At 50.7% G+C, this 21,412-nt stretch carries 17 protein-coding genes; 9 read left to right on the top strand and 8 right to left on the bottom strand.

Annotated elements, in window-relative coordinates; translation table 11 throughout:
- Positions 1 to 13: 13 nt before the first annotated feature.
- Positions 14 to 2,782 (top strand): FAD-binding and (Fe-S)-binding domain-containing protein, encoded by a 2,769-nt coding sequence (locus DFR27_RS06685; protein ID WP_170150806.1) that lies wholly within the window; start codon positions 14 to 16, stop codon positions 2,780 to 2,782.
- Here the strand turns inward: DFR27_RS06685 and DFR27_RS06680 are convergent.
- From DFR27_RS06680 to DFR27_RS06655, 6 genes are all read right to left on the bottom strand, one after another.
- A complete protein-coding gene (locus DFR27_RS06680) occupies positions 2,750 to 3,121 on the bottom strand; it encodes a periplasmic thioredoxin of cytochrome c-type biogenesis (protein WP_121876685.1) in 372 nt (123 codons plus the stop codon). The two genes, DFR27_RS06685 and DFR27_RS06680, sit on opposite strands and share 33 nt — an antisense overlap.
- A gap of 26 nt (positions 3,122 to 3,147) precedes the next feature.
- A complete protein-coding gene (locus tag DFR27_RS06675) occupies positions 3,148 to 3,789 on the bottom strand; it encodes a pseudouridine synthase (RefSeq protein ID WP_121876684.1) in 642 nt (213 codons plus the stop codon).
- Positions 3,789 to 4,115 (bottom strand): hypothetical protein, encoded by a 327-nt coding sequence (locus DFR27_RS06670; RefSeq protein WP_342766696.1) that lies wholly within the window; start codon positions 4,113 to 4,115, stop codon positions 3,789 to 3,791. Before DFR27_RS06670 ends, DFR27_RS06675 begins: the two co-directional genes overlap by 1 nt.
- A gap of 167 nt (positions 4,116 to 4,282) precedes the next feature.
- Complete coding sequence (locus DFR27_RS06665) at positions 4,283 to 6,400, bottom strand: prolyl oligopeptidase family serine peptidase (protein WP_121876682.1); 2,118 nt, start codon at positions 6,398 to 6,400, stop codon at positions 4,283 to 4,285.
- 102 nt (positions 6,401 to 6,502) lie between these two features.
- On the bottom strand, positions 6,503 to 7,807 hold the full coding sequence (locus DFR27_RS06660; RefSeq protein ID WP_121876681.1) for a Na+/H+ antiporter family protein: 1,305 nt from the start codon (positions 7,805 to 7,807) through the stop codon (positions 6,503 to 6,505).
- A gap of 56 nt (positions 7,808 to 7,863) precedes the next feature.
- Positions 7,864 to 9,099, bottom strand: a complete 1,236-nt coding sequence (locus DFR27_RS06655) for a DEAD/DEAH box helicase (protein WP_121876680.1) — start codon at positions 9,097 to 9,099, stop codon at positions 7,864 to 7,866.
- A 371-nt stretch (positions 9,100 to 9,470) separates the two neighbouring features.
- Here DFR27_RS06655 and edd point away from each other — a divergent pair, with 371 nt between their 5' ends.
- Genes edd through eda form a run of 4 tightly spaced genes read left to right on the top strand, consistent with a single transcriptional unit; the run spans position 9,471 to position 14,088 of the window.
- Positions 9,471 to 11,276, top strand: a complete 1,806-nt coding sequence (gene edd, locus DFR27_RS06650; protein WP_211327600.1) for a phosphogluconate dehydratase — start codon at positions 9,471 to 9,473, stop codon at positions 11,274 to 11,276.
- Between the two features lie 2 nt (positions 11,277 to 11,278).
- Positions 11,279 to 12,751 (top strand): glucose-6-phosphate dehydrogenase, encoded by a 1,473-nt coding sequence (gene zwf, locus DFR27_RS06645; protein ID WP_121876679.1) that lies wholly within the window; start codon positions 11,279 to 11,281, stop codon positions 12,749 to 12,751.
- A gap of 4 nt (positions 12,752 to 12,755) precedes the next feature.
- Positions 12,756 to 13,451 (top strand): 6-phosphogluconolactonase, encoded by a 696-nt coding sequence (pgl, locus tag DFR27_RS06640; protein WP_170150805.1) that lies wholly within the window; start codon positions 12,756 to 12,758, stop codon positions 13,449 to 13,451.
- A 10-nt stretch (positions 13,452 to 13,461) separates the two neighbouring features.
- Complete coding sequence (gene eda / locus DFR27_RS06635; RefSeq protein WP_121876677.1) at positions 13,462 to 14,088, top strand: bifunctional 4-hydroxy-2-oxoglutarate aldolase/2-dehydro-3-deoxy-phosphogluconate aldolase; 627 nt, start codon at positions 13,462 to 13,464, stop codon at positions 14,086 to 14,088.
- A 104-nt stretch (positions 14,089 to 14,192) separates the two neighbouring features.
- Here eda and hutG read toward each other — a convergent pair whose 3' ends face one another.
- Both hutG and hutI read right to left on the bottom strand, forming a co-directional pair.
- The gene (gene hutG / locus DFR27_RS06630) at positions 14,193 to 15,116 is read right to left on the bottom strand and encodes a formimidoylglutamase (RefSeq protein WP_121876676.1); all 924 of its coding nucleotides are present in this window, start codon (positions 15,114 to 15,116) and stop codon (positions 14,193 to 14,195) included.
- A complete protein-coding gene (gene hutI, locus DFR27_RS06625) occupies positions 15,113 to 16,336 on the bottom strand; it encodes an imidazolonepropionase (protein WP_121876675.1) in 1,224 nt (407 codons plus the stop codon). Before hutI ends, hutG begins: the two co-directional genes overlap by 4 nt.
- A gap of 71 nt (positions 16,337 to 16,407) precedes the next feature.
- Between hutI and hutC the strand changes: the two genes are divergently transcribed.
- From hutC to DFR27_RS06605, 4 genes are all read left to right on the top strand, one after another.
- The gene (gene hutC, locus DFR27_RS06620; protein ID WP_121876674.1) at positions 16,408 to 17,112 is read left to right on the top strand and encodes a histidine utilization transcriptional repressor HutC; all 705 of its coding nucleotides are present in this window, start codon (positions 16,408 to 16,410) and stop codon (positions 17,110 to 17,112) included.
- A gap of 8 nt (positions 17,113 to 17,120) precedes the next feature.
- Complete coding sequence (hutU, locus tag DFR27_RS06615) at positions 17,121 to 18,797, top strand: urocanate hydratase (RefSeq protein ID WP_121876673.1); 1,677 nt, start codon at positions 17,121 to 17,123, stop codon at positions 18,795 to 18,797.
- Positions 18,794 to 20,329 carry a histidine ammonia-lyase gene (gene hutH / locus DFR27_RS06610; protein ID WP_245962621.1) on the top strand — a complete coding sequence of 512 codons (1,536 nt, stop codon included), beginning with the start codon at positions 18,794 to 18,796 and terminating at the stop codon, positions 20,327 to 20,329. The genes hutU and hutH overlap by 4 nt, the downstream gene beginning before the upstream one ends.
- Positions 20,330 to 20,473: 144 nt before the next feature.
- Entirely contained in the window at positions 20,474 to 21,316 is an 843-nt protein-coding gene (locus DFR27_RS06605; protein ID WP_121876672.1) for an isopenicillin N synthase family dioxygenase, read from the top strand.
- Positions 21,317 to 21,412 lie beyond the last annotated feature (96 nt).

Raw genomic sequence — 21,412 nt, 5'->3', positions numbered from 1 at the left:
CAAGGAAGCTTTCATGAATCGGCTGATCACTACTCTAGAATCCGCGTTGGGCGCTCATCGAGTCTGCGCGACTGAACCGCGTTTAAGCGCTTGGTCAACGGATGCAAGTTACTTTGCGATTACACCACAAGCTGTGGTCACCGTAGATGCGGTTGAGCAGCTTCAAACCGTATTGAAGATTGCCGCACAATTTACCGTTAGTGTTACCTTTCGCGCGGCGGGGACCTCGCTTTCTGGGCAGGCTGTGGGGGAGGGTATCCTCGTTCGTTTGGGCTTCACCGGTTTTAGGGAGCTAACGATTGCTGACGATGGCGAGGTGATCAAACTCGGTGCTGCGGTGCGCGGAGCGGAGGCAAACGCAGCACTGGCTAAGTTTAATCGCAAGATTGGCCCGGACCCCGCAACACTCAAAGTGGCAATGATGGGAGGTATCGTCGCCAATAACTCCTCGGGCATGTGCTGCGGTGTAAACGGCAACAGTTATCATACACTGCGATCGCTCAAGATGGTCCTAGCCGATGGCACCGTTGTTGATACGAGCTCAGCCAAGTCGGTGGCGAGTTTTCGCCATAGTCATCATTCTTTATTGGCGGAGCTTGAAGCGCTAGCATTGGCGACTCAAGGCAATGAATCCCTAAGTAAACTCATTAAAAGAAAGTACGCAATTAAGAACACCACCGGATTCAGCATTAATAGTCTGGTGGATTTTTCTGACGGCGTAGATATTCTCAGTCACTTAGTGGTTGGCTCAGAGGGGACGCTAGCATTCATCGATCAAGTCGAACTTGAAACCGTTAGTGCGCCCCCATCCCGAGCAACGGCACTGCTGGCCTTTCGTGATATCCATAAAGCCTGCGAAGCCATTCCTGTCATCGGCGCGATGAATGTTTCTGCTGCTGAACTCCTTGATTCTAGTGCCATCGAGACAATGCGCAATAAGCCCGGCGTACCGAAATGGTTGAATACTCTCAATGAAGGTGCGGCCGTCTTGCTAGTTGAAGTCGCGGCAGATAATTTTGAGCGTACCCAGGCATTGGCTGAGACCGTCGTTGCGGCTAATTTTGCTGGCTTAAGTCGTGAGGTAGAGTTCGAATTCGATGAAGCGGCATGTCAGGCTCTCTGGAATGTTCGTACTGGTATATTCCCGGTTGTTGGCGCTCAGCGTCCTGCGGGGACTACGGTGATTATCGAAGACGTCGCGGTAGCAACTCGGTATCTGGCGGAAATGGTTGTGGAGCTAAGGCTACAGCTCGACAAGTACAATTTTTCAGAGAATGCGGTAATTTTTGGACACGCGCTCGATGGTAATCTCCATTTTATTGTTACCCCAAACCTCAATGATGACGACGAATTGGCTCGATTTGAGTCTTTGATGGCGGAGTTGAGTGAAAATATCGTGATGCGCTTTGAGGGCTCACTCAAAGCGGAGCATGGTACCGGCCGTGCAATGGCTCCGTTTGTGGAGAAGGAGTGGGGCCATGAAGCGTATCAGTTAATGAAACGCATCAAGGCGTTACTGGATCCGCAGAGTCGCTTAAACCCTGGGGTCATCATTAATGCAGATGAAAGCGTTCATATGAAGCAAACGAAGCGAATGCCGCTGGTTGATCCCGTTATCGACCAATGCATTGAATGCGGGTTTTGCGAGCCTGCTTGCCCAAGTAGCGATCTAAGCCTCTCGCCAAGGCAACGGATTGCCACGCTGCGCCGCGGACAACGCATACCAATATCGCAATTGCGATACGATATTGATCAAAGCTGTGCACAGTGTGGTCAATGCGCTTCAGTGTGTCCGGTTGGCATTGACACAGGTCAAGCCGTGGCCAATTTTTCATCCACTAAGCTGGACTCGAGCTTTGCTCGTCAGCGACGAGTTTGGCAGGCAAATCATTGGGGGTTGGTATTGAGTTGCTATCGAGCCGGCTTCACTTTATTCCATCAGTTGATCGGACGCTGGCCCGATTCTTGGCGGCGCGGATATGCTCAACTTGTTCGCAAATTCAATGTGCCCTTGCCGCGTTATCTACCGCAAGCGGCCATTTCGCCACAGCGGAAACAGTTAGTTCAGCGGGCGAAAGGCGAACGCCTGATACCCTTAGGTGAAGAGGCTGAGACCGTCTTTCTGCTTGCTTCTTGTAGCGCGCGCATCTTTGGAGGTGACCAAGGCAGTACCGATGAGCAGCTGCAAGTAGTACTGGCTCATGCCGGCTTCAAGTTAGAAACGCTCACAGGCGACGGTGGCCTTTGCTGTGGACAACAGTGGTCAAATAGGGGTGAGCGTTCGGTTGCTAGTCAAAAACAACAAGGGCTACAACGGGTGTTGAGTGAAGTTCCCCAGAAGGCGGTGATACTGACCGATGCGCAGAGCTGTTTTAATTCGATGAATACTGCGGGCAGACCATTTACCAATCTGTTGACGTTTCTTGACTCGTCGGTGGTGCCAAAGCTCAAGCTTAAGCGGAGTAGTGAGGCAATCGCCGTACACTTCGGTTGTGAACTAACGGATGTTGATTACCAGCGTCTGGTATCACTTGCCGGGCATTGCAGTACCGATGTTCGGACTTTCCCTCAAACTTGCTGCGGTGGTGGTGGGGCGAAGCAGTTTTTGAACGATGAACTTGCGCAGCATGCCGGCGGTAAAATCGCAAAGCAGTGGGGAGCTTGTGAACGAGGGGTCTATCTTAACGGAGCGTGTGAGGTGGCGTTGAGCCAGCATACTCAGCGCCCCGTCCACCACATCATTGAGTTACTATTTAATCAGTTGCAGGAAACTGCTCGCTAACTGGTTTAGCGCTGTTTCGTCAGTGATTTCCACGTTGTCACTCGATACCGGTTCGCCGTTCAGAATTAGCACGGTTCTTGGGAAACCATGACCACCAAACCCCAGCGTTAATGCTTGGTGTAAAGGTGATAGGTATTCATGTTTATGTTCCTGGACCAGTAAGTTGGCAAAGAGCACACCATCCTCAACGAGGGGACTTCGTAGCGCATCGATATTGGCGGCTTGAGCTTCATAGCAATCTGGGCACCAGGCAGCTACTAGGTTGATGACCGCGGTGCCGTTGTTCGCGAGTAAATCCTGTACGGCATCGGCTTCGATCAAATAGGGGAATTTAGTCATTATCTTGGGGCTCTCATCATAGTTGTTCAAAAAGGTACGGCTGAGCTAAGGCGATGGCGCTGTCCCGTAACAGGGTCATCAAAATCAAGCTCCGCCGCATGCAGTAGCAGACGATCAGAGGCCAATTTTGCGTGGCCTTCAGCATAGAATTCGTCTCCTAAGATGGGGTGTCCTAGCCACTGCAAGTGCACGCGTAATTGATGGGAACGCCCGGTAATTGGCACCAGGGAAACTCGGCATCGGTCCGCTAATTTCTCAGTGATTTTCCACTGTGTTTGCGAGGCTTTGCCGTGCTCATAGCAGACAATTTGACGCGGCCGGTTGTCCCAGTCACAGATTAACGGTTGATCAATAACTCCCGACTCTTGCTCTGGGAGGCCCCAAATCATCGCTTCGTAGCGTTTGCGCGTTGTTCTTTCGCTGAACTGTCGCTTTAGGGCTTTATCTGCATCCTTGGTGAGTGCAACGAGCATGATGCCTGAGGTAGGCATATCAAGTCGGTGGACTGCCTCAGCAAAGCCAAATTGGGCTCGTGCTCGATGAACAACTGAATCAATCTTCTCGACCCCTCTCCCAGGAACGCTCAGCAGATCTGCCGGTTTGTTGACGGCAATAAAGTGTTCGGTTTGGAACAGAATATCCAATTGTGAATGTTGAGCTGCGGCCATTAGCGCCACTCGTAACGGATAATCTCACCAAAATCGTCGTAGACCGGGACTTGTTTTGGTGGTGGAGTGCGGGTGGGGCTGTTTTTTTCAGCTGAGGGCTTCTTGCGTGATTCCATCTTTTTAATGACATCTGTCAGATATTCGCGTTTCGGAGCACGCGGGCCGGTAAAGAGCTCGGTAACGGCGGCGGGAACGCCGTTCTTTACTATTCGCCCAGTTTCACCTCGGGGAACGACATCCACAGAGCCACCTGCTTTAAGGAAGCGATTCACGTCATTTTGCATTTGTTGACGTACTTCTTTTTTGCTGGGGCCTTTAGCTTTCACGTGGTCTACTGAAAAAAGTTAATGTCTATTAACTATAACAGAATTAGCCGCACATCGGCGGCTAATTGTAGAGCTAATTATTGATATAAATTGGCGCGAGACCGAGCGCGGTGTTGAGTTTCGCGCTATGAATTGCCATTACTCCAAGGCAGTGGCTACAGTTGCTGTTAGTTTGCTTGCGCGTCGGGCAGTGCATTAATCAGAAAGCGATAGGATAGGGCGATACGATGTGCCAGCTGTTCATTCGTGACGCTGCCGCCGTGACCACCCTCTAAGTTTTCGTAGTAAAAGACCTGATGCCCTTGTTCTAACATTTTGGCAGCCATCTTTCGTGCATGGGCAGGATGTACTCGGTCATCTCGTGTTGAGGTGTAGAAGAACACCGGTGGGTAATCAACATCCGCGCGAACGTTTTGATACGGTGAATAGGACTGAATGAAGTTCCAGTCAGCCGAATCAGGGTCACCGTATTCCCCCATCCAGCTAGCGCCAGCGAGGAGCAGGTGATAGCGCTGCATATCGAGTAGTGGCACGCCACTGATCACGGCACTATAAAGTTCGGGGTGCCTCACCATAGAAGCTCCAGTGAGTAGACCTCCGTTGCTGCGGCCTTCAATGCTAGTGTATGCGGCTGAACTAATCTGCCGATTGGCAAGGTCCCGCGCCACGGCTTCTAAGTCAGAGAAGGCGCGCTGACGGTTTTCTCCTAATGCGGCAGAGTGCCATTCGGGGCCATATTCGCCGCCACCGCGAATGTTGGCAATGACGTAAACACCACCGCGTTCTAGCCATAACTTGCCGTATGAGCCATTGGTTGCTTCATAGCTGCCTGAATAGCTAGGCGTTAGTGAAGAGCGGAATCCGCCATAGGCAAAAATATGAGCAGGGTTGGTGCCGTTTAAGCTGATATCCTGGCGGTGCACAACGAAGTAGGGCACTTTCGTTTCGTCCGCGGAGGTCGCAAAGAACTGACTAACCGTATATGGGCTGGCGTCAAAGGTGGCGGATTGCTGAGCGATTTGCGCTACCGAGCTATCAGTAGGATCGAAAGCGAAGAGCGTAGGTGGTACCAAAAAGCTCTCGAAACGGAGAAGACTCTTACCGGAGTTTTCATCAATAGATTGCAGTGCAACGGTGCCATGGTCTGGGAGTTGAATCTGCTCTTTGGTCCAAACACCATCTTCCTGCGGCGCGTACCAGTGTGCCTGTGCCACCACATCTTTGAGACTGACGATGAGAATGCCTTGATCGGTAACCGTGGTGTCTTCAATGATGTGTTCACGGCTTGATTCGGCTAATACAAACAATTCGCCATTGAGTCGTAGCTGTTCGTCAGCCGCCATGACAACTGCGCCAGCCGGATAGCTGTAGTCCCCGAGCTGCCAGTCGCTTTTGAGTGAAATAACCCATTGCCCAGCTAAGCGGCCTAATAAAATAGCACTCTCGGGAATTTTTAATTGGGTCAAAAGATTGGTTTCAGGGTCACTCAGATAGTATTTACGTGTCCAGAAACTGGTGCTTTCAAAAATAACTAAATGACTATCTTCGGCTTGTCCCAGCGTATAGGCGCCAGCACTGACAGAGGCTTTATTTCCCACATAGATGAGCTTCGCGTCAGCCATATCATCACCGCGCTGATGCACCTTTAGCTTGCGCGGGTAGCCAGAATCGGTGAGTGAATCGTCGCCGAAGTCGGTGGCAATAATCCAACTGTCGGTGTCCAACCAACTCACCGAAGATTTAGCGAGCGGTAAATAGAAACCGTCCTCAATAAACTCGCCAGTTAGGGCATTAAATTCTCTTAGCTCATCCGCATCGGTGCCACCAGGTGATAGTGAGATCAAGCACTGCGACGGGTCATTCTGGTAGCAGTTTAGCCCATGATAGACCCATGCTTGGCCTTCATCGCTGGCTAGCGCATCAACATCTAGTACCAGTTCCCATTGCGCATCGCCCGTCAAAAATGCATTGCTGGGGGATCGCATTAGGACCCCGCGAGGGTTGTCAGTGGTTTTTTTAAGCTCGAAGTAGTAATCACCAATCGCGTAGGCGCTGGTCAGTTTACCCTCTTGGTTAAGTACATCTAGCGCGGTACTGTATAGCGAAGCGTAGAGCGGGTCTTCGAGTTGCTCGGCAGTAAGCTGGTTATGCTCTGCTACCCAATTAAGGGACGCTTCGCTTTCGACGGCTTCCAGCCATTCCCATTTGTCGGCATCGGCATTGACGCTTAGCGAACTTGTTAACGTTAACAAAGCAGCGAGTTTTCGAGCATGACGCAATTGCATGTTGTTGAACCTCAAAATTTGATCAGTAATCGTTAGTGTAGAATAAACCTACCTGACGGCAATGAATTAAGCGTTATGGCGGCAATGATTTTAGCGCTATTGTCAGGAACTCAAGACCATTGCTGCCAACCAACCAAATACCAGTAACGGAATATTGTAGTGTAAAAAGGTTGGGATGACGGTGTCGCGGATATGATCGTGCTGACCGTCAACGTTAAGCCCAGCGGTGGGTCCCAGTGTGGTGTCTGAGGCCGGTGAACCAGCATCGCCGAGAGCGCCTGCCGTGCCAACTAGCGCAACGATTGCCAGCGGTGATAGTCCTAACTGCAGGGATAGCGGGACGAACAGGGTGGCGATAATAGGAACGGTTGAAAAAGAACTACCAATGCCCATGGTTACAAATAAACCAACTACCAGCATAAGCAAGGCGCCCAGCGCGGCACTGCCGCCAACGAAGCTTGCGGTGGCGTTGACGAGCGTGGTGACTTCACCGGTGTCTTGAATGACGTTGGCAAATCCAGCCGCCGCAATCATGATAAAGCCGATGTTAGCCATTAAACGCATCCCTTGAATGAAGGTATCGTCAACCGAGCGCCATTGCAGGACTCCACTGAGCGAGAATATTGCAAAGCCAGAGAGCGCGCCAATAATCATTGAATTGGTGAATAACTGAACCGCGAAAGCTAATACCACCGCCACCGCACCAACTAACAAAGGCTTTAAGTTGATTTGCTCAGAGTGGGTGTTGCTATGATGTTCTTCACTGTGTTGGTAGCTACGCGGGTCTCGATAGCTAACAAGTAACGCGAAGAGAAGCCCTAAACACATCCCCAGAGCGGGTAGCCACATAGCTTCAAAGATATTCACACCCTCAACAGCTAAGCCCGCGAGTTCAATGTTGGCGAGCAAAATTTCATGAATGTAAATGCCGCCAAAGCCCACGGGAAGAATCATGTAGGTGGTCACTAAACCGAAGCTGATAACGCAGGCAATTGCGCGGCGATCTATATGCAGTTTGGTCATCATGCCCAGCAGAGCTGGGACCACTAGGGGAATAAAGGCAATATGAATAGGAATAACGTTCTGAGACATGATGGCCGCTAGACCTAAGGCCAGGAACAACATCCACTTTCCTGCATCGGCGGAGGCACCGAGGAATTTTGTTGCGATGAACTGTGGTATGCCAGACTGAGCCATCGCCGCGGCGAAAGCGCCGAGCATAGCATAACTTAACGCGGTACTTGCACCGGCACCAATACCCGCTTCGAAGGAATTGATGGTAGTTTGAAGGTCCATGCCGGACGATAGTCCCGCTGCAATGGCGGAGACAACAATTGCGGCAACCACTGGGACTCGGCTAATGCTTAAGCCGAGCATGAGAAGAACTGCAAGAATAACGGCGTTCATGAAAGGTCTCTTTAGTGTTTTAGACCTAGTTTGCCTCCTCTGGGCTGACGAGGCAATTACTTACGCTTGGATTTTAGCTTTTTGCTTTTTTTTCCGCTGGCTTTGGCGCTTGATTTCTTCTTTTTGCTGCCCGCAGCTTTGCCCGAGGCCTTAAGTTTCTTAGGGCCACGATAAAGTCCCGCCAACTCTTGAGGTAACCATGATTGAATAGGGAGTTCTAAACGGCGAGCAAACCCGACGACACGGTTCCATTCTGCGGCAATCACGAAGTTGACCACGGTGTTTGCTCCGCCGTCGCGTCCGCCGCGACCAATACGATGGCAAAAATTGTCGAACTGTTTAGGACTGTCGACGTTGACGACTGCGTTCACCTTTTCAATATCAAGACCGCGAGCCGAAAGATCGGTGGTGACGAGCACGGCGCTTTCGCTGTTGCGAAAATTCTCAATGACGACCCGTCGGCCTTTCGGTGTGAGGGCGCCATGAAGTGCTGCCGCATTGATGCCGTGATATTTCAACTTGCCCTCAAGCGTTTGAGCCTGCTCCTGCCTGCTGCAGAAGACCACCTGCTTACCGTCTTGATTTCGCTGCAACCAAGCTACTAATAAGCGCAATTTATGAGCTCGATCATCGGCGGGTGTAATCAGCAGTTGAAGTGCCGCTCTATCAACGTGGTCACTCTTTATGACTGTCGGACGAAAGCCTAAATGCTGTTCGCATAATTTGAGTGTATTTCGGTGCATTGTTGCCGAAAGGAGGCTGACATGCTTCGGAATTGCTGGGAGCTTTTGATACAATCCAACCATTTCCTGAATTTTATCAGGGCCAAGTTGCTGATCGGCTTCATCAATAATCAAAAAATCTACTTGATCGAGGAGCCTAGGTTGACTTTCTAGGTGGGTTTCGAGTCGGCCAACAGTCGCTACGAGAATATCTGCGCCACGCTCCAATGCAATAGCCTGAGCTTTGTAGTCTTCACCGCCAATGAGTGCATAGGCGGAGAGCGGCGAATCTCCAATGACAGTTTGAATCACATCGAACCACTGCTGCGCGAGTTCACGGGTAGGCAACAGCACTAGACATTGAAAAGCGCGTCCAGCTTCGAGCTGGTGAAAGTAGCGAATGACAGCGGCTAAGGTCTTACCTTCGCCAGTTGGAGCGAGGAGAAAGACCTTGTCACCATCGTTAGCAAAAGCACGTGATTGGATGCTTGTTGCCTGTTCATGACCTTGCAGCGTCAACTGGGCGTGGCAAAGATCTGAAAAGCTGATTTCGCGGTGGCTGTCGGTCATTTGTCTTCCCTTATTTGTCCTTGTAATACCTTCGAGACCTTAAATGACGAAGGATAAAATTCAGCCGCACTTTAATCTACTCGGCCCTTTAAGGCTAATGATTTGTGTCGTAGTGATCGAGATGTCCAACGAAGCATAGACGAGAGTTATCGAGTGCGCTGACGTCATGATGGAGCTGGGCTTTAGTGGTAAATCAGCAGAGCGAGTTTGGGAATGTATTTAGAAACGTTTGACAGCGCTGTCATTTACTGTCAGAGTAACCACTGACAGCGCTGTCTTTTAGGTGGATGTGATGTGTGGAGCACCACCGCCTAGAAGATGGCGCTGCGTATTTAAAGAAGCCCTACCGTATTACAAGAGGCCGCTATACCATGCTTAATGCTATCCCCCTTAATGCGTCGCTGATTGAAGTGACTCAAACAATTGTTGAACGATCCAAAGTTAGCCGAGCGCGCTACCTGGCTGACATGACGGCCGCTCGCTCAGCAGAACCACCACGTAAACATTTGAGTTGTGGAAACTTAGCGCATGCCATGGCTGCCTGTGACCAAACTGATAAAGACTTGCTTGCAGTGGGTAGAGCTAAGAACGTTGGTATTGTTACCGCCTACAATGACATGCTGTCTGCCCATCAGCCCTACCAACATTATCCAGATCAGCTAAAGGCGCAGGCTCGCGAATTAGGCGGTAGTGCTCAAGTAGCTGGTGGTGTTCCGGCAATGTGTGATGGCGTTACACAGGGTCGAGGTGGCATGGAGTTATCGCTATTCTCTCGTGATTTGATTGCCATGTCGGCAGCGGTTGCGATGTCTCATGACGTGTTTGATGCTGGTCTCTATTTAGGTGTATGTGACAAGATTGTGCCGGGATTGGTCATAGGCGCCTTGCGCTTTGGCCATTTGCCTGCAGTGTTCGTCCCCGCAGGTCCAATGTCTACGGGTTTGAGTAATAGTGAGAAGGTCCGAGTTCGACAATTATTCGCCGAGGGTAAAGCCGACAGAGACGCGCTATTAGCAGCAGAGTCAGCTTCGTACCATAGCGCCGGTACCTGTACTTTCTACGGCACTGCGAATTCGAATCAGATGGTCCTTGAAGTCATGGGGCTCCAGTTGCCTGGTAGTTCATTTGTTCCGCCTTCAGGTGGTTTGCGCGATGCCTTATCTCGCGCTGCAGTGACCGCGGCATTTGAGACTGCCCCAGCGATGGGTGAGTTAGCAGATGAAAAAGCGTTTGTGAACGCTATTGTGGCATTGCTCGCTAGTGGTGGTTCCACGAATCACACCTTACATCTAATGGCCATGGCCGCGGCAGCGGGCGTTAAGCTACTTTGGGACGACTTTGCGAAGCTGTCTGAGGTGGTACCACTGCTTTGTAGGATTTACCCAAATGGTACGGCAGACGTCAACCACTTCCATGCCGCTGGAGGCACTGCAGTACTGATAGGCAATTTACTTGATGCTGGCCTGTTGCACGAAGACGTGAACACAGTGGCTGGCTTTGGCTTAAATCACTATCGTGCTACCCCTAAGCTTGAAGGCGATAAGGTCGTCTGGGATACATCACTGAGTAAATCGCTTGATGAGGATATTATCCGTACGGCTGCTGAGCCTTTTAGTCCCAACGGCGGACTGCAGTTGCTCACCGGCAACGTAGGCCGAAGTGTTATTAAAGTGAGTGCCGTGGCACCAGAGCGACAAAAGATTTCGGCGCCAGCGAAGGTGTTTCATAGTCAGCAGGCCCTTAAGGATGCCTTTGCAGCTGGGGAACTCGAATGTGATTTTGTCGCCGTATTGAGCTTTCAAGGCCCTAAGGCGAAGGGAATGCCTGAGCTTCATGAGCTGACTCCAGTCCTTGGTGTGCTGCAAGACCGAGGCTTTAAAGTCGCCCTGGTGACGGACGGACGAATGTCGGGTGCGTCGGGCAAAGTGCCTGCTGCTATTCACATGTCACCAGAAGCATTAGATGGCGGAAATATCGCAAAGATTCGCGATGGTGATATGATTCATCTAAATTGTGTAGAGGGAAGTTTGCTGGTAGACGGTGACGCTTGGCTTCAACGCGAAGTAGAAACACCAAAGATTGCCCAGCAGGGTTACGGTAGAGAATTATTCAGCGGTTTTAGATCGCTCGTCTCTGAAGCAGAGAAGGGCGGATCATTTTTTAACTTGGGAGAATAATCATGTCGGCGCAAGCCTTTGATTTGGTGATTTTCGGCGGCGGTGGCGATTTGAGTTGCCGCAAGCTGATTCCTGCTATGTATCGAGCCTTCAAGGAGGGGATGTTTACCCCTGAATCTCGATTGATTGTAACGTTAAGAACCAAGGAAGAAGTTGGCTCAATCAAGGACCATATCCTTAACAAGCTAATAGAGTTTCTAAAAGCTGATGAATACGATGTGTCATCCGCCCAACAATTTATGACGTTGGTGAAGCCGGTCGTTGTTGATATAGCAGAAGCTAACGATAGCTGGCTTGACCTTGAAGCGCTGCTGGATAGTGACGTTACTCGTGCGCGTGTGTTTTATTTAGCCATTCCTCCTACCATCTTTGGACTTTGCTGTGAGCAACTCGATCACTTCAAGCTCAATCACGAGAATTCTCGAGTAGTGGTCGAAAAACCACTTGGTTATGATGCGGCATCGGCTAACGAACTACATTCGAAAATGGCACTCTACTTCGATGAGAGCCAAACTTTCCGTATCGATCATTACCTTGGAAAGGAGCCCGTTCAGAATCTGATGGCGCTGCGCTTTGGTAATACAATGTTCGAGCACCTTTGGGATGCCAAGACAATTGATCATGTACAAATCTCTATCTCCGAGGAAGTAGGGGTAGAGGGCAGAGCCAACTTCTACGATGCCGCCGGAGCGGCGCGAGATATGTTGCAGAATCATTTGCTACAACTGCTTTGCCTAGTAGCAATGGAATCGCCAAACACGCTAAATGCAGACGATATTCGTTCTGAGAAGGTCAAGGTGCTCAAAGCACTTCGCCCTATCATTGATGAAGATGTAGACCTTCATACCGTTCGTGGCCAGTACGTAGCGGGTCAAGTTAATGGGAGTATGGTTCGTGGCTACCTTGAAGAATTAGATGATAATTCTACCACCGAAACATTTGTTGCGGTTCGAGCATTTATTGACAACTGGCGTTGGTCGCAAGTCCCGTTCTATCTTCGCACCGGTAAACGTTTAGCTAAGCGTTGTGCGGAAATCGTTATTCAGTACAAAGACGTTTCTCACAATGTGTTCCCAAATTCATCTCAAAAACCGCGGGCGAACCGTTTAGTGATTCGCTTACAGCCAGAAGAGAAAATTCAACTGCACGTAATGACCAAGCAGCTGGACTGCTTGGATATGACTTTGAAGCCAGTGACTTTGGATTTGAACTTAGCGGACACTTACGATGCAGTTTATAGTGATGCCTATAAACGTTTGATTCTCGATGCAGCGCATAATAACGCGAGCTTGTTTGTGCACCGCGAAGAAGCTACAGCAGCTTGGACTTGGGTAGATCCTATCATTGAGCACTGGCGCTCGTCGGGCACGCCGTCACTGTATCGCTCGGGAAGTTGGGGGCCTGATGCCTCCGACCGCTTACTCACCGCAGATGGTCGACGTTGGTTCAACGTTGGCACTAACGAAGAAGGCTAGTTTAATGGCAATTATAGAATTTGCATCGGCTGACGAGCAGTTAGCTGCATTAATTGAGGTGATTAGCGAATCGTTAACAGATGCTATTCAGGAGCGCGGACGAGCTTGTTTCGCGGTTTCCGGAGGTAACTCTCCTAAAGCGCTCTATCAAGCACTTAGTAAGTTGGCTTTACCTTGGAATAAAGTGGATATCGTGATGGTTGATGATCGTTTCGTTCCTCTTGATCATGCGGCGAGTAACGAAGCGATGATTCGAGCGGCGTTATTGGTCGATAAGGCTGAAGCTGCAAAATTTTGGTCGCTCTATCAACCTGGCGAACTCGCAGAGGTTGCAGCCTCGCGGGCTGTTGAATGGCGCGACTTAAGTGCTCCCGATTGCGCAATTGTTGGTATGGGTAGCGATGGCCACACCGCCAGTTGGTTTCCCGATGCAGAGGGCCTGGACGAAGCACTTTCGCTCAATGCTGCCCCTGTGTGTGCGGTGACGGCTAAGCAATCGGACGTAACTGGTCCGAACTTAAAACGTTTGACTGTGAGCTATGCCTATTTAAGCAACTGCCCCGTTAGACTCCTGCTTATGGCAGGTCAAGAAAAACGCAGCGTATTTGAGCAAGCAAGTGGGGTAGGTGCGGTAAACGAAATGCCCATCCGAGCCTTAATTCGCGATGCTCATTCCGTTACCGCCTATTGGACAAAATAAGAGATTATTCATGGATAGTAAGTCATTGCTACTGGCAGCAAAGGTGTTACCAGTATTAGTTATTGAGCGCGTAGAAGATGCTGTGCCGCTCGCCAAAGCCCTTGTTGAGGGTGGTATTAAGGTATTAGAAGTTACGCTTCGCTCAGACGCAGCGCTTGGAGCCATTGAGGCAATCCGTGCGAATGTTGACGATGCGGTAGTTGGTGTGGGGAGTGTTCGTACCGAGGCAGAATGGCATGCGGCGGTTGCCGCCGGTGCGCAATTTGGTGTCAGTCCAGGCTGTACTACAGCGTTGGCGGATGCCGTCAGCAAAGGTCCGGTGCCTTTTGTGCCGGGTGTCGCAACACCTTCTGAAGCCATGAAGATGGCGGAATATGGCTTTGAAGTTGTCAAACTATTCCCCGCTACAGTGGTAGGCGGAGTGGGACTACTCAAGGCAATGAGTGGCCCTTTAGCTGATATTAAATTCTGCCCAACCGGCGGTGTTGGTCCAGCTAACGCCAAAGACTTCTTGGCACTACCTAATGTGGTCTGCGTGGGTGGTAGTTGGATGGTTGATAATGCAAATATTCGCGCGGGTAACTGGTTAGCAATTACTGAAGCGGCTAAGCAAGCTGTTGAGGCGTGTACCCTTTAAACACCTCCTTCTAGGTGTTCAAATGATGAAGTCATGTTGGCGGGTGCCTCGAACTAGATTAAGGATTAGGATCTAGCACTTGGCGAACGCCAGCAATGAATTTCTTACAGGTAGCGGCTGATCCGGTAAAGTACTCGTGCAGCTGTTTTCGAACCAATTGAATCAATATCGTATTCAGGGTTCAGCTCGGCTAGGTCAGCGAGTCGAACTTTACCACTGCGCATCACCGTTGAAATAATTCGTTCAACCATTGCCAAGCTTAGTCCTCCTGCCGCTGGAGCACTGACAGCAGGCATAAATGCTGCTTGCAGGACATCCAGATCAATCGTTAAGTAGATGTCGTCGACTGCGTTGCAAAAGTCAACCAGCTGAGATGCTAACTCAGGTGGTTCACCCAGATTCAGCTGGTTGTCGTAGGTAAGCTGCACGTTTAAGTCCTCCGCGCGCTGGAAAAGCGCAGCGGTATTTGCCACCTCACTGACGCCCAATACCCAGTACTTAAACTGCCCGCCATCTTGCTGAATGGATTGGGCAATTTGGTAGAACGGTGTACCAGAAGATCCTGTAGGATTGGGCTTCCTAAGATCTAAGTGCGCGTCTAAGTTAATAATCCCTAAACTTCGCTGTTGCTTTGCCCAGCGGCGCCAGCCTAGGTAGCTCGCATAGGCAATTTCGTGGCCACCGCCCATGACTATTGGGAACTCGTTACGTGTCAGCTTGTTAGTGACCCACTCAGCGACTTTAACTTGAGCACTTTCTAGGTCGGTACCTTCAACCTCGATGTCGCCGTCGTCCCGAAGGTTGAGGGCTTGATTGATAGGAAGGTTTGCCGCGGCAGCTCGTAAGGCGTTCGGACCATTTTTAGCGCCAACTCGGCCTTTATTTCTCGCTACGCCCTCATCGGTTTGAAAGCCGAGTAGCGCAAGTGTTGGGGATTCAGCCTTATGGCTCGCCTGGACGCGTTGGTGCCAACGCTCGGCTGATGGCCCATCTTCATTGTCGATACGTCCTTTCCATTCAAAGCTCATAGATTAATCTCCCTCCCTGCGCTCCATATTTTAGTTGGGGCGTGAAGGCCGATTTCAACGATGAGCTGTTCCGGGGTCTCGATTGGCCAAAGGCAAACGTCAGCGCGTTTGCCAACGGCGATACTCCCGCGGCTATCTTCAATGCCGAGCGCTTTGGCTGCGTGAAGTGTTATTCCCCAGAGCGCCTCCTCAATAGTTAGTTGGAACTGATTGACCGCCATGTTCGCCACCAATAGCAACGAGCCGATGGGAGAACTTCCCGGATTTAAATCAGTCGAAACTGCTAGCGTTACGCCCGCGTTACGTAGTGCATCGATAGGTGGTTTTTGAGTGTCGTTAAGTGTATAGAAAGCACCCGGAAGCAACACGCCTACTACGTTGTTTTTTGCCATTGCTTTAATATCAGGGAGGCTTAAATACTCAATATGATCCGCGGACAAGCCCTGGTACTGAGCGATGAGTGCTGCGCCACCGGAGCGACTAAGTTGCTCAGCGTGTGCTTTAATTTTGAGTCCAAGCGCTTGAGCGGCGCAAATAATTCGCTCACATTCTGAAGCGTTAAAACCAATCCCTTCGCAAAACATATCTACCGCGCTGGCGAGCTTCAATTGCGCGAGCTTGGGTAGATGATTATTACAGATTATATCAACGTAGGCGGCGCGGTTAGTGCTGTATTCAGGGGGGAGGGCGTGGGCGCCCAGGTAGGTGCAACTGACTTCAATGTTAAGGGCTGTGCCGATGCGCTGAGCGACACGAAGCATCTTAGCCTCGTTATCCCAGTCCAGACCATAGCCTGACTTGATCTCGAGGTGGGTGACGCCGCCGCTAACAAGCGCCTTAGCGCGAACTAAACTCACTTCGAAGAGCTCGTCTTCGCTTGCTTCACGCGTAGCGCGGACGGTGGAAAGGATACCGCCACCAGACGCGGCAATTTGTTGATAGCTTTCGCCCCGAGCTCGACGCGCGAATTCGTCGGCGCGATTCCCGGCAAAAACTAAGTGGGTATGGCAATCTAAAAATCCGGGTAGCAGCCATTGACCCGAGGCATCGATAACCTTTGAGCTACTCGCTTCTTGGGCTTTATCGGCCTCCCAAATGGCTTCAATAATTCCGTCTTTTATTCCTACTGAGGCGCCATAAAGGCAGTTTAGTTCCGCGGAGTTAACGGTATTGCCGGTCAGCGCAAGATTGGCGTTTTTTATTATCAGATCAAAGAACATAACTTGACAGCACTCACTAAAATTGTGTTGTATATACAACCATAGTCAACAATACGATATCAAGCTCTAATATGAAGGCACCGCATTACCAACGCATTAAAGAACATATTCTGACACAAATCGAGCAAGGATTATTGCTCAGTCACGATCGAGTGCCATCGGAAAACGAACTAGCACAGCAATTTAATGTGAGCAGAATGACTGCGCGCAAGGCCCTTGAGGCGCTGCTAGCGACCAATGTGGTGACACGAATTCGCGGTAAGGGGACCTTTGTCAGAGATTTAGCGGCATCAGGTTCTACCATGTCAGTACGGAATATTGCGGAGGAAATTACTGCCCTAGGGCATCGCTACCAAGCACGACTACTGATGCTAGAGGAGCGGGAACCCAGCGCACACGTCGCGAATTTATTTGAGCTGACGCCGGGTGATAAGGTGTTCTACTCCAGTATCGTCCATTGTCAAAATGACCGCCCGCTTCAATGGGAGCAGCGCTATGTGAAGTGCTCAGCGGTACCGGAATATCTAGAACAGGATTTTATACTAATGACGCCTAATGCCTACCTCAGTGAGGTGTCGCCGTTACAATCCGCTTCCTCTACTATCAGCGCGGTGAATGCGAGTGCTACGGCCGCAGAGCACCTCGAAATTTCCATTGGCACAGCCTGCCTTAACATTGAACGAATCACAGCTAGTCGGAATGGCATAGTGTCACTGGCTGAGCTCATTTACCCCGGAGAGCGCTACAAATTAAGCGCCGATTTAGACTACAGCTAGGATCTATCATGAATAAGCGAATTGATAATAATCGAATAATAAAATCGCCAACCGGTTCCGTGCTCAGCTGCCAATCTTGGCAGACTGAAGCCGCTATGCGAATGTTGATGAATAATCTACACCCCGACGTGGCGGAGAAACCGCAGGAGCTCGTGGTCTATGGGGGCATCGGCCGCGCCGCGCGCGACTGGGAAAGTTATGATCGAATTATTGAGGTTCTTCAGCGATTGACCGATGAGCAGACGCTGTTGATCCAGTCCGGTAAGCCAGTTGGTGTGTTTACCACTCACCCGAATGCACCGCGAGTACTGATTGCCAATTCGAACCTTGTACCAGCTTGGGCCAATTGGGAACACTTCAATGAACTCGATAAGAAAGGTCTTGCCATGTACGGGCAGATGACCGCTGGATCGTGGATTTATATTGGTTCTCAGGGCATTGTGCAGGGAACCTATGAAACTTTTGTGGCGATGGCAAAGCAGCACTTCAGCGGTATTGCCTCAGGCCGATGGATTCTCACCGGTGGCCTAGGTGGCATGGGAGGCGCTCAACCACTGGCTGCTACCATGGCAGGCTTCTCAATGCTTGCGGTGGAAGTGGATCAAGAACGTATCGACTTCCGACTACGCACAGGATATCTCGATGAGCAAGCTACGGATCTGGATGACGCGCTGCAGCGCCTTGAGCAGGCCAAGCTAGACGGTCGACCTGTCAGTATTGGGCTCTGTGCTAATGCAGCCGATGTCTATCCAAGTCTGCTTGGGCGAGGCGTGATTCCCGATGTCGTGACTGATCAAACTTCTGCACACGATCCGTTGAATGGCTATTTACCAAGGGGCTGGAGCTTGGTTGAGGCGGCTGAGCTGCGCCTGAAGGATGAGGCTAAGGTGGTTTTGGCGGCCAAGGAGTCAATGGCGATTCAGGTAGAAGCGATGCTAGGATTTCAGCGTGCTGGTTCCGCGGTAGTGGATTATGGCAACAATATCCGACAAATGGCGAAGGACATGGGCGTTGAATCAGCCTTTGATTTCCCCGGTTTTGTACCGGCTTATATCCGCCCGCTATTTTGCGAAGGTATTGGCCCATTTCGGTGGGTAGCGCTATCTGGGAATCCAGAAGATATCTATAAAACGGATGCCAAAGTTAAAGAATTGATTCCCGACGACCCGCACCTACACAACTGGTTGGATATGGCCCGCGAACGCATCAACTTCCAAGGGCTACCCGCTCGAATATGTTGGGTGGGCTTAAAGGGTCGCGCGCGATTAGCCAGAGCCTTCAACCAAATGGTTGCATCCGGTGAGCTTGACGCCCCCATTGTGATCGGCAGAGATCACCTTGACTCGGGCTCGGTTGCCAGTCCTAACCGCGAGACGGAGGCGATGATGGATGGCAGTGATGCGGTCTCGGATTGGCCACTGCTCAACGCGCTTTTGAACACTGCGTCAGGTGCCACATGGGTATCCTTACACCATGGTGGGGGAGTAGGCATGGGTTACTCTCAACATTCAGGGGTAGTGATTGTCTGTGACGGGACGGAGGAGGCTGCTGAACGAGTTAGCCGCGTCCTATGGAACGATCCGGCAACCGGTGTCATGCGGCATGCGGATGCCGGCTATGATATCGCTAAAGCGTGTGCTCAGGAGCAAGGTCTTGATCTACCGATGCTGAGAGGGCAGAAATGATGGAAAAGTTCACTATTACTCCCGGAACGCTCACATTAGCCGATTTGCGCTTCATTGCGCGGAATCGAGTTCAACTTGTCTTAGATGAAAGCTGTTATCAGCAAGTTAATGCGTCTTCCGCAGCCGTTCAGCGAGTCATCACTGAAGGGCGAACGGTCTACGGGGTGAACACCGGCTTTGGTTTGTTGGCCAATACCACGATTGCGGAAGAGGATTTGGAACTCCTGCAGCGTTCAATTGTACTTTCACATGCAGCAGGCGTGGGTGAGCTCATGGCGCCTGAAGTTGTGCGCCTGTTAATGGTGCTCAAGATTAACTCATTGGCACGCGGATTTTCGGGTATTCGCTTAGCGGTAATCCAAGCCCTGATCCAATTGCTCAACCATGAAGTCTATCCGGCTATTCCCGAAAAGGGCTCAGTAGGTGCTTCAGGCGATCTGGCGCCGCTCGCTCATATGAGCATCGTGCTATTGGGGGAGGGTGAAGTAATCGTTGACGGAGAGCGACTCCCTGCAAAGGATGGCTTGGTACTGGCCGGACTCGAACCAATTAGTCTTGCTCCAAAAGAGGGGCTTGCACTCCTGAATGGTACCCAAGCTTCTACCGCTTTTGCGTTAATGGGCTTGTTCGGAGCGGAAGACAATTTCGCCGCGGCGATGGTGACTGGCGCAATGTGCGTTGAGGCAGCGATGGGCTCGCGGAGACCCTTTGACGAACGTATTCACCTGGCTCGCGGGCACGAGGCGCAAATTGCTACGGCGGCCATTTACCGCCGACTACTGGGAGAGAGTGAGCTGGGCGATGCTCACATCGATTGTCAAAAGGTGCAAGATCCCTATTCGCTGCGTTGTCAGCCGCAAGTGATGGGAGCCTGTTTACAACAGCTTGAGAATGCGGCCAAAATTTTGCACGTCGAAGCGAATGGTGTCTCTGATAACCCACTCGTATTTGCCGAGGACGACGAGTTTATTTCGGGCGGCAACTTTCATGCCGAACCCGTAGCGATGGCGGCGGATAATATAGCGCTAGCTATTGCCGAAATTGGTGCGCTCTCGGAACGACGTATGGCATTGCTCATTGATTCAAATTTATCGGGCTTACCGCCGTTTTTGGTTGATAACGGTGGCGTAAACTCTGGATTCATGATTGCTCAGGTCACCGCAGCCGCGCTCGCGAGTGAAAATAAAAGCTTGGCGCATCCCTCGTCGGTGGATTCGCTTCCCACCTCGGCCAATCAAGAGGATCACGTTTCGATGGCGACCTACGCAGGTCGAAGACTGAGAGATATGAACACCAATACTGCGGGCATTTTGGCAGTGGAGCTGCTGTCAGTGGCTCAAGGTCTAGATTTTCGAGCACCTTTGAAGAGTAGTGATGAGATCGAAGCCGCTAAGGCGTTATTGCGCGCCGTGGTGCCGTTCTATGACAAAGATCGTTACTTCGCGCCTGATATCGCTGACGCCCAAACCTTAATTGAAACAGGAGCGTATTTGCCTTTCTTGGAACAGCAGCTATTTAGCTCACTGTTGTAAGCAAATATTTTACGCTAGGATTGGCTCGGATTTCCGCCAACTTACGGAATTTGGTTTATAATTTGGCAGCTGGCTGGCTCAGATTTACGTTTGAGCCAGCATTAAATTTTGCGAGTGAAAATACCCACATATTAAGGAAAATCCATGCAGATCCCTGTCGTTGACTATCGGGCAGCCGACGCCCCTCAGCGTTTTGTTGAATCACTTAGAGAGACCGGTTTTGGCGTCCTAGTGAATCACCCTATTAGTAAACAACTTGTGCAGTCAATTTATGACCGCTGGTATGACTTCTTTTTGAGTGACGCTAAGTTTCAGTATGAATTCGACCCCGAGAAACAAGATGGCTACTTCTCGAAGGTTATCTCTGAAACCGCCAAGGGCGCGAGAAAAAAAGATCTTAAAGAATACTACCATGTCTATCCTTGGGGACGGATACCGGTGGAGTTGAGCGATGAAATTCTATCCTACTATGAGCAGGCGTCTGAATTAGCGTCGGAACTGCTTAATTGGGTTGAGGATAACTCGCCGGTCGAGGTTGCAGATAAGTATCTCGAACCGCTGGCTGATATGATTAAAGATACGCCAAATACACTACTTCGAGTATTGCACTATCCTCCACTGTCGGGAGAAGAAGAGCCTGACGCCATCCGCGCTGCTGCACACGAAGATATCAATCTATTGACCATTCTTCCTGCTGCGAATGAACCTGGCTTGCAGGTATTGACCAAGGAAAATGAGTGGCTAGATGTACCCTGCGAGTTTGGCTACTTGGTGATTAATATTGGCGATATGCTACAGGAAGCCTCGGGAGGGTACTTTCCCTCAACCACTCATCGAGTAGTGAACCCGGTTGGTGAGGCGGCAACGCAATCACGCATATCTCTGCCGTTATTCTTGCACCCGCGAGCAGAGGTAAAACTCTCAGAGCGCTATACTCAGGCAAGCTATCTTTTAGAGCGTTTAAGGGAGCTAGGAGTTAAGTCCTAGTTCGCATCATTAGTGCTCATTCAAGAGGTTACTCACGGCGCGGCCGTTCCCATAGCGAGTAGTTTAAGTAGGTAATTTGTTAGTAGCGTCCTTGAA

Origin of the sequence: Umboniibacter marinipuniceus, from assembly GCF_003688415.1 — a bacterium.
Lineage (GTDB): Bacteria > Pseudomonadota > Gammaproteobacteria > Pseudomonadales > DSM-25080 > Umboniibacter > Umboniibacter marinipuniceus.
Note: the sequence above shows the minus strand (reverse complement) of the source record. Positions and strands in the feature narration are given on the sequence as shown.